Below are 14,239 nucleotides of genomic sequence, written 5' to 3' on the forward strand. Positions count from 1 at the left end.
CCCTCTTGGTTTTTAGATATGGATATTCCTAATGGGTGCTTACTATTACTTATTTTACTTATCGTTTTAAAAAGTGATGCAAGATAATAATTTATTAAGTTACCTTTAAGCTTATTAAGATATATTATAACCATCCTAATAAAGCAGCTAGCTTTTGTGAGCTAGAGGTAAACATAATTTTTTCATAACAAATCTCCCCGAAGAAAGTCTAGAAATCTAGGCTTTTTTCTTATTTTTGAGGTTTTATTAGGATATTTTAAGAAAATACTTGAAAACCCTTCCAAAACAAGGTAATATAGTTATATAAAGATTCTATTGGACAAGCGGTCACCTTGGAGGATTAGGAAGAAGAGGTTGGAAAGCCTGTACAATCGTATCTTTTCAGTGGTCTCTGGGCTGCTGTGAAAATCCCTTTGGGGATTTTTTTCTGCGATTTAAGGTTTCTTTAAGGTAGGGAGGTTATACTTTAAGTCTCCTAAATAACTTTCACTGAACGCTGTTCAGTAAGTCTCGTTGGCTTACACTTTTTGTAGAACAACGAACTTTTCTTTTTCATAATCTCCAAAAGAGCTCAACACCATGTGTTGGGTTCTTTTTTTGGTCACTAAAAAAACGCCCTTAGGCGTTTTAAATATGGCTTACATCTCGTCTGGAGCTTCAACACCGAGAAGGCGAAGGGCTTCTTTGAGGACTGTTGCTGTTGCGTAGCAAAGAGCCAAACGACTGTCACGTTCTGGGCTTTCGTCCAAGATACGTGTGTGCGCATAGTATTTGTTAAAGGCTTGAGCTAAGCTGATAGCAAATTTAGCAACGATAGATGGTTCAAAGTTATCTGATGCACGGTTGATGATACGTGGGAAGTCTTGGATGAGTTTGATGATTTCCCAGCTTTCAACGTCGTTTAGGCTGTATGTGGCATCTGCAGATGGCGTGAAGTCAGCCTTGCGCAAGATAGATTGGATACGAGCGTGAGCATACTGTACGTAAGGTCCAGTTTCCCCCTCGAAGGATACCATGGCATCAAGGTCGAAGTCATAACCATTCATGCGGTCTGTTTTAAGGTCGTAGAACTTGATAGCTCCGACACCAACAGCGTGGGCAACAGCTTCCTTGTTAGGCAAGTTTGGATTCTTAGCTTCGATTTGAGCTTGAGCACGGTTAACAGCTTCAGCGATAGTTGGCTCAAGTAAGATAACGTTACCCTTACGAGTTGACAATTTCTTACCGTTCTTGGTTACTAGACCAAAGGCAACGTGAGTCATGTCGTCAGACCAGTCGTAGCCCATTTCTTTAAGAACAGCTTTCAACTGTTTGAAGTGGGCAGATTGTTCATTACCAACCACATAGATGGCTTTGGCAAAGTCGTAAGTACGTTTACGGTAGAGGGCAGCAGCCAAGTCACGTGTGATGTAGAGTGTTGCACCATCTGATTTTTTGATGAGGGCTGGGTGTTCGATACCGTATTTTTCAAGGTTAACCACTTGGGCACCTTGAGATTCTTGGAGAAGTCCTTTTTCTGTCAAGATGTCAACGACTTCGTCCATCTTATCATTGTAGAAAGCTTCACCGTTGTAGCTATCAAATGAAACACCAAGTTCATCATAGAGACGGTTGAATTCTACTAAGCTTTCGTCACGGAACCATTGCCAGAGGGCAGTTGCTTCCTCATCGCCAGCTTCCAATTTACGGAACCATTCACGAGCTTCTTCGTCTACAGAAGGGTCTTCTTCAGCTTCGGCATTGATACGCACATAAAGTTGAAGGAGTTCATTGATAGGGTTGGCTTTGACAGCTTCTTCGCTACCCCATTTCTTATAGGCAACAATCAGCATACCAAACTGTTTACCCCAGTCACCCAAGTGGTTGATGCGGACTGGTTTGTAGCCTTGTTTAGCTACGATGTTGGCAAGAGCGTCAGCGATAACTGTTGAACGCAAGTGACCGATAGAGAAAGGTTTAGCGATGTTAGGACTAGACATATCAAAGGCAATGTTACGTCCGTGACCGATGTTTTGGTCAGCGTAGTGGCTGCCTTGAGCGATGACTTGTCCAAGAACGTCCGCTGAGATTTTTGATTTATCAAGGAAGAAGTTGATGTAAGGACCAACAGCTTCAACTTTTTCAAAGTTTGAAGCATCAATTTTTTCAGCGATGTCTGCTGCAATCATTTGAGGGGCCTTGCGCAAGACTTTAGCCAATGAGAAGGCAGGAAAGGCGAGGTCTCCCATGTCAGCATTTTTAGGGGTTTCAAGCAGATTTTGAATGTTTTCTTGTTCCAATTCGGGAACAACTTTGGCAATTTCTGCTGCAATGAGTTCTTTAGTATTCATAGGTACTCCATTTCAAATCTTGTCATTCATAACTATTTTACCATTATTTTAGTTAATAGGGTAGGGACAAGAAAGCATCTATTAGGAAGTATTTCATGAAAAAATACAAAAATTCTGTTATAATATGCAAGGAATATACATAAAAAGAGGAAAGATAATGAAGAGAGATCGTCAAGCTGTTATTAAACAGATGATTTCAAGAGATAAGATTGGGACACAAGAGGAAATTAAGCAACGCCTAGAGGCGGAAGGTATCACGGTTACACAGGCTACCTTGTCACGTGATTTGCGTGAGATTGGCCTGTTGAAGCTTCGTGATGAGGAAGGTAAACTTTACTATAGTTTGTCTGAGCATGTGCTTTCAAGTTTGGATCCTACGGTTAAGGACTATGTCAAATCAGTTTCCCGTGCTCAGTTTATGCTGGTTCTCCATACAGAATTGGGGGAAGCAGATGTTTTGGCTAACTTGATTGATAGTGACGGCAATCCTGAAATTTTAGGAACTGTTGCTGGCGCAGATACCCTATTGGTAATCTGTAAGGACGCAGTGGTTGCTGAAAGATTGGAAAGTGAGTTTCACTGATGAAGACTCCTCATCAGGATTTCCAAAAAGCCAAAGAAGAGTTAATCGACCTCCTCAAACACCATGAGGCGGTTCTTGCTTTTCAAGAGGCTGAGAAAGCTATTGGACAGATCCCTCAGATTAGTTATCTGGCTGGACAGATGAAGGCCTATCAACAAGAAGCGGTGCTTTTTCAAAAAATTGAGAAACAACGTGCCTATGAGGAGGCAGGTGAGCAGGCAGATTTGATTCAGAATGAGTTGGAAAATTTGCCCATTGTTCAGGATTACCGTCAAAAGATGCAAGATGCCAGTGACTTGATTCAATATGTAACCAAGTCTATCGAAGAAAAGATTAACGAGGAGTTAAGACATGGCTAAGGAAAAAATATCTCCAGGAATGCAGCAGTATTTGGATATCAAGGAAAATTATCCAGATGCTTTTTTGCTGTTTCGGATGGGGGATTTTTACGAATTATTTTACGATGATGCCGTTAAGGCTGCTCAAATTTTGGAAATTAGCCTAACCAGTCGTAATAAGAACGCAGATAATCCCATTCCTATGGCAGGTGTTCCTTATCATTCGGCTCAAGCCTATATTGATGTCTTGGTTGAGATGGGCTACAAAGTAGCCATTGCTGAGCAGATGGAGGACCCTAAACAGGCTGTTGGCGTGGTTAAGCGTGAGGTCGTTCAGGTTATCACGCCAGGTACAGTGGTTGACAGCTCTAAACCTGATAATGCCAACAATTTCTTAGTAGCCATTGACAAGGTTGGAAGTCGATTCGGCCTGGCCTATATGGATGTGTCAACGGGTGAATTTTTTGCGACAGAGTTGGATGATTTTAGTTCAGTTTGTAGTGAAATTCAGAACCTTAAGGCACGTGAAGTAGTGGTTGGATATGATCTACCTGAAACTGATGAACAGATTTTGGTGAAGCAACTCAACCTGCTTCTCTCCAAGGAAACAGAAGTTTACGATGATGTCCACTTGATTGACACTAGCTTGACAGATTTGGAAAGCAGTGTGGCGGGTAAACTTCTCCAGTATGTGCACCGTACTCAGATGCGTGAGCTCAGTCATTTACAAAAAGCTCAGCACTATGAGATTAAGGATTATTTGCAGATGTCCTTTGCGACCAAGTCAAGTTTGGATTTACTGGAAAATGCTAGGACGGGAAAGAAACATGGTTCACTTTTCTGGCTCTTGGATGAAACCAAGACAGCTATGGGAATGCGTCTCTTGCGAACTTGGATTGATCGTCCTTTAGTGAATCAAGCCGCCATCATGGAGCGTCAGAATATTATCCAAGTTTTCTTGGACAATTTCTTTGAGCGGAGTGACTTAACCGAGAGTCTAAAAGGTGTTTACGATATTGAGCGCCTGGCCAGTCGTGTTTCCTTTGGCAAGGCTAATCCAAAAGATTTGATTCAGCTAGGTCATACTTTGGCTCAAGTACCGGTGATTAAGGCGATTTTGGAGTCTTTTAATAACGATGCCTTGTCACGTCTTTTACAAGAGTTAGATGCTCTGCCAGAATTAGAGAGTTTGATTCGGTCGGCTATTGATCCAGATGCTCCTGCAACCATTACAGAAGGTGGCATTATCCGTGCTGGTTTTGATGAGACCTTGGACAAGTATCGCAAGGTGATGAGTGAGGGAACCTCATGGATCGCAGATATCGAAGCTAAAGAACGTGAAGCGTCTGGTATTACAACACTAAAGATTGATTATAATCGTAAAGATGGTTATTACTTCCATGTGACCAACTCTAACCTTAGCTTGGTTCCTGACCATTTCTTCCGCAAGGCAACTCTGAAAAATTCAGAGCGCTTTGGAACTGCTGAATTGGCTAAAATTGAAGGTGAGATGCTTGAGGCGCGTGAAAAATCATCAACGCTAGAGTATGATATTTTCATGCGTGTCCGTGAGCAGGTTGAACGCTATATTGACCGTTTGCAATCTTTGGCTAAGGCTATTGCGACAGTCGATGTGCTTCAGAGTCTAGCTGTTGTAGCAGAGACCAATCATTATGTTCGCCCTATTTTCAATGATGAGCATCGTATTGTTATTGATCAAGGCCGTCATGCAGTGGTTGAGAAGGTTATGGGCGTTCAAGAATACATTCCAAATACCATTACCTTTGACAGTCAGACCAATATTCAGCTCATCACAGGACCAAATATGAGTGGTAAATCCACCTATATGCGTCAGTTAGCCTTGTCAGTCGTTATGGCTCAGATGGGGTCTTACGTGCCAGCAGATAGTATTGACTTGCCAGTTTTTGACGCCATCTATACACGTATTGGTGCTGCAGATGACTTGATTTCAGGCCAGTCGACCTTCATGGTTGAGATGATGGAGGCTAATCAGGCCATTAAGCGGGCGACACCTAATTCCTTGATTATTTTTGATGAGTTGGGACGTGGGACAGCCACTTATGATGGTATGGCTCTGGCTCAGTCTATTATTGAGTTTATTCATGACAAGGTGGGGGCTAAAACCATGTTTGCTACCCATTATCATGAGTTGACAGCTCTGTCAAACAGTTTGACACACCTTGTCAACGTTCATGTGGCGACACTTGAAAAGGACGGTGAAGTGACTTTCCTTCACAAGATTGTCGATGGCCCAGCCGATAAATCTTATGGTATTCATGTGGCTAAGATTGCAGGTTTACCAGCAGATTTACTGGAACGTGCTGACACTATCTTGACACAACTAGAGGGTGATACAGTTACCATCCAACCTCAGGAAAAGGTATCGCCTCAAGAGAAGCCTGCCACTGAAACGCATGTCAACGAGCAAATCTCTCTCTTTGATGATTTTACTGAAAATCCAGTTCTTCAAGAGTTGCGTGATTTGGACATTTACAATATGACACCTATGCAGGTCATGATGGCTGTAGCAGATTTAAAACAGAAACTATAAAAGAAGCTTGTCAATTGACAGGCTTCTTGTCTTTTATAGGTGTTTCAATTCTTGGTTGAGTTGTTCAATATCCTTTTTCATTTTCCAATAAGAGAAGACCCAAACGAGGAGATAGATAAGGCTGAATTCAATGACTAGCTCCATGTAGAAAGTTAAACGTAGAGGGAACCATCCGCTGAGGGTAGCTAGTGGAATGAAACCTAGACAGGTCAAGGCGTAGTGAGTGAGGGTTGCACGAAGTAAACTCCACTCAGCCTTACGGAAAATATAACTAGCGACTTCAAAGAGGATACCGATAGCAAACCAAGTGATGAGGCAGTAGGCCAATACCATAGATCCGTGAACCTGATGTGACGTCATCCATTGTCCAATGGCTGAGTGAGGATTTAGAGGCATGTAGCTTGGTGCCCAGATAAGAGACATAATCATGGATACGGCAAGTCCGATAAGGATGCCCTTTGTGCCTGATTTAAAAAGTTGCTTTTTCATTGTAATTTCTCCTTTATTGCTTTGAGGTAACGGCGTGATGAGTAGGTGGTTTCCTTGTTTTTAAGGTGAATTTCAACGAGGCCGTTAGGGGTAATGTTGAAGCGTTCAATTTCTTTGAGGTTGACAATCTCTGATTGTGAGATTTTGATAAAGTAAGATGGCAGTTTTTCTAAAACTTGATAGAGACGTAAGCCTAAGTGGTACTCTCCTAGAATAGTTTCAGCTAAAACTTGGCGATTTTCGATGTAAATTCTGGAAATAGCATTAGGCTCGATGAGATAAGTTTCGCCATCTTTTTTTCCTTTGAGTCGTTGGTTATCATCCAAAGATTCGACAAACTCGACCACTTGCTGAATCTTGGGCGTCCGACTAGGTGCCTGAATCTGCAACATTTCTTCTTGAAATACCGAGTCAATCTGAACTTTTATTTTCATAACTATCCTTTCTTATTGGTAATTGAGGAGGCCTCCTCCCTTCCACACCTTTATTAAACACTATTTACTAGTCCACAGCAATAGCGTTTGTCTATGTGGTCCTGTATGGTGTCTAAGTGGTTGAAAATATTTTCGAAAACCCCTATACTTAATGAAAACGTACTGACGAGGTAATCACATGAAATCTATAATGAAATGGCTAGCAGGAATTTTTCTTGTCTGCAGTCTGATTTTGAGCTTTTATACACCTTTTGAAAAGGCACTAACACTGAACTTGCTTTTGCTTTATTTCTTTGTGAAGCAGTTTATGGATTCGACAAGCTCCCCCAAAACCTACCAATGGATTTTCCAAGTCATCTACCTCTTGATTTTTTCTGGGCTCATTTGGTTCAACCTTCGTCATGGGGATATGATTGTTATAGCCACAGCCTTATCTTGGCTAACAGTTGTGTGTGAGTTATGGCTTTATAGGAAGCATCAGTAACAGTTAGAAACATTGTTCTCTCAACCTTTTAGAAGGGAAAATAATAATTATGCCAAAAATCATCGAATTGCCTGAGGTGTTAGCCAACCAGATTGCTGCTGGTGAGGTCGTGGAGCGCCCAGCTAGTGTGGTCAAAGAGTTGGTGGAGAATGCTATTGATGCTGGCAGCACCCAAATTACCATTGAGATTGAAGAATCAGGCCTCTCAAAAATTCAAATCACAGATAATGGCGAAGGAATGGCTCAAGCTGATGTGGCCATGAGTTTGCGCCGTCATGCAACAAGTAAAATCAAAAATCAAGGAGATCTCTTTCGTATTCGAACCCTTGGTTTTCGAGGTGAGGCCCTACCATCAATAGCTTCTATCAGCTACCTAACTATTGTGACAGCAGCGGATGGAGAAGCCTATGGGACTAAACTGGTTGCTAAAGGTGGAGAAATTGAGAGTCAGGATCCTATTTCAACACCAGTTGGAACAAAGATTACCGTTGAAAACCTATTTTATAATACCCCAGCTCGTCTCAAGTATATGAAAAGTTTACAGGCTGAGTTGGCCCATATTGTTGATGTTGTCAATCGTCTGAGTCTAGCTCATCCCGAGGTTGCCTTTACCTTGCTTAATGACGGTCGTCAGTTGACACAGACATCAGGTACTGGAGACCTCCGTCAAGCTATTGCTGGTATTTATGGTTTGACAACGGCTAAAAAAATGGTGGAGATTTCAAATTCTGACCTTGATTTTGAAGTTTCTGGATATGTTAGTCTCCCTGAGTTGACCCGTGCGAATCGTAACTACATCACGATTCTCATTAACGGACGTTATATTAAAAACTTCCTGCTTAACCGTGCGATTTTTGATGGTTATGGTTCTAAACTCATGGTAGGACGCTTCCCTATTGCGGTTATTGATATTCAGATTGATCCTTATTTGGCTGATGTCAATGTTCACCCAACCAAGCAGGAAGTACGTATTTCTAAAGAAAAAGAGCTTATGGCCCTTATCAGCTCTGCCATTGCTCAAAGCCTTAGAGAGCAGGATTTGATTCCTGATGCCCTTGAAAATCTAGCCAAGTCAAGTACTAGAGGTGCAACTAAGCCAGTTCAAACCAGTCTCCCACTCAAACAAACCAATCTTTACTATGATAGCAGTCGTAATGATTTCTTTGTCAAACCAGAGACAGTCCAAGAAGATATCAAACCTCTTATATCGGAGTCAGAGTCTCCAGTTTCATCGGTAGAAAACAAACCACAACCTTCTGTTAAACAGGCACAACGTTCAGTAGATGAAGGTGATAGCGAACACGAAAAACTTGATTATAAAAACAAGTCGAAAATGAAGCGCATGCTTGAAACTCTGGACAATGAGGAAACATCAACCTTCCCTGAGTTGGAGTTTTTTGGTCAAATGCATGGAACCTATCTCTTTGCTCAAGGACAAGGTGGACTTTACATCATTGACCAACATGCTGCTCAAGAACGTGTCAAGTATGAGTACTATCGTGAAAAGATCGGTGAGGTTGACAGCGGTTTACAACAGCTCTTGGTTCCTTATCTCTTTGAATTTTCAGGTTCAGACTACATTAGTTTACAAGAAAAAATGTCCCTTCTGAACCAGGTTGGTATCTATTTAGAGCCTTATGGGAATAATACCTTCATTCTTCGTGAACATCCTATCTGGATGAAGGAAGAAGAGATTGAATCTGCAGTCTATGAAATGTGTGACATGCTTCTTTTGACGAATGAAGTGTCTGTTAAGACCTACCGTGCTGAGTTGGCCATCATGATGAGTTGTAAACGTTCAATCAAGGCCAATCATGCTCTTGATGATTACTCTGCGCGTGACCTCCTAGTGCAGCTTGCACAGTGTAAAAACCCCTACAATTGCCCTCACGGACGTCCTGTACTTGTCAACTTTACAAAGTCTGATATGGAAAAAATGTTCCGTCGAATTCAAGAAAATCATACCAGTCTACGTGACCTAGGGAAGTATTAAAACTTTTTTTGGTCTTGCTTTACGAATAGGAATGTTAGATTTATAATAGTGGTGAAGATAAGGAATCTTCTAATGTTTTAGCGGATTATTGTAGGATGATTGCCTGATTTTTAAGTTAGGAGGTAGAGTGATGAGACACCTAACAAAAACTAATAAACACTTTTTACTTGTTGGTTTAACATTTTTAGCGACTAGCTTAATTTTCTATATTTTGGCCTGGTTAGGTCAACCAAGTTTGGAGAATACTCTAGTAAATGTTTCTAGCATTGCCTTTACTTTAGGCGTTGTAACATATATTCTATTAGGTCTAAAGATGATTACAGATACTTTAAAGACGAGTAGTCATCCTTAAGATAGAGCAAACAGAATCCACTTTCGAGTGGATTTTTTGTTACAATAGTACAGCAGTGCTTGAGATGACAAAATAAACACTCAAGACAATTATCTTACAAGTATAAAATGATAAAGCAAACCCATTGAAGAAACGAACGAGAAAGGAAATCACACGCTATGTATGATTACATCAAGGGAACTCTAGTGAAAATTACCGCCAAGTATATTGTTATAGAAGCAAACGGCTTAGGTTATATTGTCACTGTAGCGAATCCATATAGTTTTTCTGACCAAATGAATCAGACTATCCAAGTCTATCTTCATCAGGTTATTAGAGATGATGCTCACCTCCTTTTTGGTTTCCATACTGAAGATGAAAAAGAGGTCTTCCTTAAGCTTATTTCAGTTTCTGGAATAGGTCCGACGACTGCCCTAGCTATTGTTGCTGTAGATGATAATCAAGGCTTGGTTGCTGCTGTTGATAATAGTGACATCAAATACTTGATGAAGTTTCCAAAGATTGGTAAAAAGACAGCTCAACAAATGGTTCTGGATTTGGCAGGGAAATTTGCAGAGTTACCAACAGAAACGACCAAGACGACACCAAGTCAACCTGAAGGGAATCATCAATTGGATGAGGCTATGGAAGCCTTGATTGCTCTTGGTTATAAAGCCACAGAACTTAAGAAAATCAAGGCCTTCTTCGAAGGAACTAATGAAACGGCAGAGCAATACATTAAATCAGCTCTTAAGATGTTGATGAAATGAGGTAAGCAATGGTCAATCGTTGTCGTTGGGTTCCAACAAACAATAAATTATATTGTGATTATCATGACAAGGAGTGGGGAAAACCTATTGGTGATGACCAAAAACTTTTTGAGCTTCTATGCTTAGAAAGTTATCAGTCAGGGCTTTCTTGGTTAACCGTTTTAAATAAAAGACAGGCCTTTAATCGTGTTTTTCATGACTATGATATTGAGCGTGTTGCCCAGTTTAGCCTAAGTGAACTTGAAGATGCGCTTCAAAATCCAGACATCATTAGGCACAAACTTAAGCTAGAAGCAACCGTAAATAATGCCAAACAAGTACTAAAAATCCAAGATGAATTTGGCTCCCTGTCCCATTATTTTTGGCATTTCTTTGACGGAAAGCCCTTGATAAATAATGTACCCACATATAAGGACGTCCCATCATCAACTGCTTTATCCCAACAGATTGCCAACAATCTAAAAAAGAGAGGGTTCAAATTTTTAGGACCGACAACTATATATTCATTTTTACAAGCCGCAGGATTTGTGAATGATCATGAAAATAACTGTGACTTCAAATAAATGAGTGGATTTGATTGACAAGACGAGAAAAACATGTTAGTTTATAAACGAACATGTTTTTGAGATTATTTTACGAATAGTAATATAGGTGAACCAATGAAAGCTGAATTGATTGCAGTAGGAACTGAAATCCTAACCGGGCAAATCACCAATACCAATGCCCAATTTTTATCTGAGAAGCTAGCTGAACTAGGAATTGACGTGTATTTTCACACAGCAGTAGGAGACAATGAAAATCGCCTGCTTTCAGTTCTTGATCAAGCCAGTCAGCGTAGTGATTTAGTCATACTTTGTGGTGGACTTGGCCCTACTGAGGACGACCTAACCAAGCAAACACTGGCTAAATTTTTAGGAAAAGAACTCGTTTTTGATGAGGAGGCTAGTAAAAAACTGGATAGTTTCTTTGCTACTCGTCCTAAACACACACGAACGCCTAATAATGAGCGTCAAGCACAAATTGTTGAGGGGGCTATTCCCTTGCAAAATCCGACAGGTCTTGCAGTTGGAGGGATTATTACTGCTCAAGGGGTGACCTATGTAGTCTTACCTGGTCCACCAAGTGAACTCAAACCTATGGTGAATCAAGAACTTATTCCAGCTCTTACTGAGAACCACTCAAGTCTTTATTCGAGAGTACTAAGATTCTTTGGCGTTGGAGAAAGTCAATTAGTGACTGTTCTGAAGGATTTTATTGTTAACCAAACAGATCCAACCATAGCTCCATACGCTAAAGTGGGGGAAGTAACACTTCGCTTGTCAACAAAAGCTTCTTCGCAAGAAGAAGCAGATCAAAAACTAGATGTTTTAGAAAAACAAATTCGTTCGACTAAAACTCTAGATGGCAAATCCTTATCTGATTTTATTTATGGATATGGAGAGTCTAATAGTTTAGCCTTTGAAGCTTTTCGTTTGCTTAAGCACCATGGCAAGACTATCACTGCAGCTGAAAGCCTAACAGCAGGTTTATTTCAGGCTAGTATTGCTGATTTTTCAGGAGCCTCACAAGTATTTAAAGGTGGCTTTGTTACTTATAGTATTGAAGAAAAAGCTAAAATGTTGGATATTCCCTTGTCGCAACTAGAAGAACATGGTGTTGTCAGTCATTTTACTGCAGAAAAAATGGCTGAAGGTGCTCGAGCTAAAACAGATAGCGATTATGGAATTGCACTTACCGGTGTAGCTGGACCAGATTCCTTAGAAGGACACCCAGCAGGTACGGTATTTATTGGTATTGCTGATAGGAATCAAGTAAGGTCAATCAAGGTTGTTATAGGTGGAAGAAGTCGTTCTGATGTTAGATATATTAGTACCCTCTATGCCTTTAATCTAGTTCGCCAAGCTTTATTACAAGAGACAACTTGATTTAAGTTTGTCTTTAACTATAGAAAGAAGAGGAAAATAAGTGGCTAAGAAAACAAAGAAAACAGAAGAAATTACAAAGAAATTTGGAGATGAGCGTCGTAAAGCACTTGACGATGCTTTGAAGAATATTGAAAAAGATTTTGGTAAAGGTGCAGTGATGCGTCTTGGTGAGCGTGCAGAGCAGAAAGTTCAAGTTATGAGTTCAGGCTCGCTGGCTTTGGATATTGCTCTTGGTGCAGGTGGTTATCCTAAAGGTCGTATTATCGAAATTTACGGACCAGAATCATCAGGTAAAACAACTGTAGCCCTCCATGCTGTTGCTCAGACACAAAAAGAAGGCGGAATTGCTGCCTTTATCGATGCAGAGCATGCCCTTGACCCTGCTTATGCGGCAGCCCTAGGTGTTAATATCGATGAACTTCTTTTGTCACAACCTGATTCAGGTGAACAAGGTCTCGAAATTGCTGGTAAGCTGATTGACTCTGGTGCAGTTGATTTGGTTGTTGTTGACTCAGTTGCAGCCTTGGTACCTCGTGCAGAAATTGATGGAGATATTGGTGATAGCCATGTCGGACTTCAAGCGCGTATGATGAGTCAAGCCATGCGAAAACTTTCTGCTTCTATCAATAAAACAAAAACAATTGCTATCTTCATTAACCAATTGCGTGAAAAAGTTGGTATTATGTTTGGTAATCCAGAAACAACTCCTGGTGGACGTGCTCTAAAATTCTATGCATCAGTACGTCTTGATGTACGTGGAAATACGCAAATCAAAGGGACTGGCGATAAAAAAGACCAAAATGTTGGTAAGGAAACTAAAATTAAGGTTGTTAAAAACAAGGTTGCTCCACCATTTAAAGAAGCCTTTGTTGAAATTATGTATGGTGAAGGGATTTCACAAACAGGTGAGCTTGTAAAAATCGCTAGTGACTTAGGCATTATTCAAAAAGCTGGAGCATGGTTCTCATATAATGGAGAGAAGATTGGTCAAGGGTCTGAAAATGCTAAAAAATATTTGGCAGATCATCCAGATATTTTTGAAGAAATTGATCATAAAGTACGTGTACACTATGGTTTGATTGAACCAGATGAAGAGGATATTGTTGAAGAAGCACAAGTTGAAGAAACATCTGATGAACTTGTTTTAGACCTAGATTCAACCATTGAAATTGAAGAATAAGTGTAAAAGAGCCGACGAGCTCTTTTTTCTTTGTTTTAATCTAAATAAAAAGGGTCTATGATAATTGAAAAAGTCCTCAAGATTCAAAATAGGTCGCTAGACCGATTTCTTAAATCAAGGACAGTGATAAGATAATAGTATCATGTGACAGAAAGAGAGAATTAACATGATTAAGATTTATACAATCTCAAGTTGTACAAGTTGTAAAAAAGCAAAGACATGGTTGAACAACCATCAACTTCCTTATAAAGAACAAAACCTTGGTAAAGAACCACTTACAAAAGAAGAAATCTTAAACATCCTATCTAAAACAGAGAATGGTGTTGAGAGTATTGTTTCATCAAAAAATCGCTATGCTAAAGCTCTAAATTGTGATATCGACGAGCTCAGTGTCAGTGAGGTGATTGATTTGATTCAAGAAAACCCAAGAATCTTGAAGAGCCCAATCTTAATTGATGATAAGAGATTGCAAGTGGGTTATAAGGAAGATGATATCCGTGCTTTCTTACCACGTTCAATAAGAAATGTCGAAAATTCACAAGCACGCATGCGCGCAGCTCTATAAAAAAGTAAAAAAGGAGATACTTGCGATCTTCTTTTTACGTTTACTCTGGCATAGAAAATAAGTATTGACATTAGTTCACAAACTTGATAGACTAATAAAGTCTTAAGGAAATTGTCCAGTAACAAAAAGTTTGAAAAAAACTTTAAAAAAGTTATTGACAAGACAAGCTAGAGATGATATTATAAATAAGCTGTTTCGCGAGAGATAGCGGACACGAGAAGTAAAAAAACTTCAAAAAAAGTGTT

14 protein-coding genes are annotated in these 14,239 nt (G+C 40.1%); 11 read left to right on the plus strand and 3 right to left on the minus strand.

Annotated elements, in window-relative coordinates:
* Window positions 1-638: 638 nt before the first annotated feature.
* Entirely contained in the window at window positions 639-2,330 is a 1,692-nt protein-coding gene (gene argS / locus HMPREF2637_RS10610) for an arginine--tRNA ligase (RefSeq protein ID WP_045772358.1), read from the minus strand.
* Between the two features lie 154 nt (window positions 2,331-2,484).
* Here argS and argR point away from each other — a divergent pair, with 154 nt between their 5' ends.
* From argR to mutS, 3 genes are read left to right on the plus strand one after another with little or no spacing between them, the layout of a single operon-like run.
* Complete coding sequence (gene argR, locus HMPREF2637_RS10615) at window positions 2,485-2,913, plus strand: arginine repressor (protein ID WP_171963598.1); 429 nt, start codon at window positions 2,485-2,487, stop codon at window positions 2,911-2,913.
* Window positions 2,913-3,272 carry a YlbF family regulator gene (locus HMPREF2637_RS10620; protein ID WP_070840199.1) on the plus strand — a complete coding sequence of 120 codons (360 nt, stop codon included), beginning with the start codon at window positions 2,913-2,915 and terminating at the stop codon, window positions 3,270-3,272. The genes argR and HMPREF2637_RS10620 overlap by 1 nt, the downstream gene beginning before the upstream one ends.
* 19 nt (window positions 3,273-3,291) lie before the next feature.
* The gene (mutS, locus tag HMPREF2637_RS10625; protein ID WP_371106637.1) at window positions 3,292-5,823 is read left to right on the plus strand and encodes a DNA mismatch repair protein MutS; all 2,532 of its coding nucleotides are present in this window, start codon (window positions 3,292-3,294) and stop codon (window positions 5,821-5,823) included.
* 33 nt (window positions 5,824-5,856) lie between these two features.
* On the opposite strand, the gene HMPREF2637_RS10630 is transcribed toward mutS, so the two are convergent.
* The gene (locus HMPREF2637_RS10630; protein WP_064524959.1) at window positions 5,857-6,312 is read right to left on the minus strand and encodes a DUF3021 domain-containing protein; all 456 of its coding nucleotides are present in this window, start codon (window positions 6,310-6,312) and stop codon (window positions 5,857-5,859) included.
* The gene (locus HMPREF2637_RS10635; protein ID WP_002886318.1) at window positions 6,309-6,746 is read right to left on the minus strand and encodes a LytTR family DNA-binding domain-containing protein; all 438 of its coding nucleotides are present in this window, start codon (window positions 6,744-6,746) and stop codon (window positions 6,309-6,311) included. The genes HMPREF2637_RS10630 and HMPREF2637_RS10635 overlap by 4 nt, the downstream gene beginning before the upstream one ends.
* A 178-nt stretch (window positions 6,747-6,924) precedes the next feature.
* On the opposite strand from HMPREF2637_RS10635, the gene HMPREF2637_RS10640 reads away from it, so the two are divergent.
* From HMPREF2637_RS10640 to spx, 8 genes are all read left to right on the plus strand, one after another.
* Window positions 6,925-7,230, plus strand: coding sequence for a hypothetical protein (locus HMPREF2637_RS10640; RefSeq protein WP_064524956.1), 306 nt, complete (start codon window positions 6,925-6,927; stop codon window positions 7,228-7,230).
* A 49-nt stretch (window positions 7,231-7,279) separates the two neighbouring features.
* Window positions 7,280-9,223 carry a DNA mismatch repair endonuclease MutL gene (gene mutL / locus HMPREF2637_RS10645; RefSeq protein ID WP_064524953.1) on the plus strand — a complete coding sequence of 648 codons (1,944 nt, stop codon included), beginning with the start codon at window positions 7,280-7,282 and terminating at the stop codon, window positions 9,221-9,223.
* Between the two features lie 130 nt (window positions 9,224-9,353).
* Window positions 9,354-9,575: a hypothetical protein gene (locus HMPREF2637_RS10650; RefSeq protein ID WP_002886321.1), complete on the plus strand. Its 222-nt coding sequence runs from the start codon at window positions 9,354-9,356 to the stop codon at window positions 9,573-9,575.
* Between the two features lie 158 nt (window positions 9,576-9,733).
* Window positions 9,734-10,324, plus strand: a complete 591-nt coding sequence (gene ruvA, locus HMPREF2637_RS10655; protein ID WP_002886323.1) for a Holliday junction branch migration protein RuvA — start codon at window positions 9,734-9,736, stop codon at window positions 10,322-10,324.
* A gap of 8 nt (window positions 10,325-10,332) precedes the next feature.
* Window positions 10,333-10,887 carry a DNA-3-methyladenine glycosylase I gene (locus HMPREF2637_RS10660; RefSeq protein ID WP_064524950.1) on the plus strand — a complete coding sequence of 185 codons (555 nt, stop codon included), beginning with the start codon at window positions 10,333-10,335 and terminating at the stop codon, window positions 10,885-10,887.
* Between the two features lie 96 nt (window positions 10,888-10,983).
* Window positions 10,984-12,249 (plus strand): competence/damage-inducible protein A, encoded by a 1,266-nt coding sequence (locus HMPREF2637_RS10665; protein WP_064524947.1) that lies wholly within the window; start codon window positions 10,984-10,986, stop codon window positions 12,247-12,249.
* A gap of 40 nt (window positions 12,250-12,289) precedes the next feature.
* Window positions 12,290-13,429, plus strand: a complete 1,140-nt coding sequence (gene recA / locus HMPREF2637_RS10670; protein WP_002886327.1) for a recombinase RecA — start codon at window positions 12,290-12,292, stop codon at window positions 13,427-13,429.
* 166 nt (window positions 13,430-13,595) lie between these two features.
* Complete coding sequence (spx, locus tag HMPREF2637_RS10675) at window positions 13,596-13,994, plus strand: transcriptional regulator Spx (RefSeq protein WP_002886328.1); 399 nt, start codon at window positions 13,596-13,598, stop codon at window positions 13,992-13,994.
* Window positions 13,995-14,239: the final 245 nt, after the last annotated feature.

It is taken from the genome of Streptococcus sp. HMSC065H07, assembly GCF_001837325.1.
GTDB classification, from domain to species: Bacteria; Bacillota; Bacilli; order Lactobacillales; family Streptococcaceae; genus Streptococcus; species Streptococcus salivarius_H.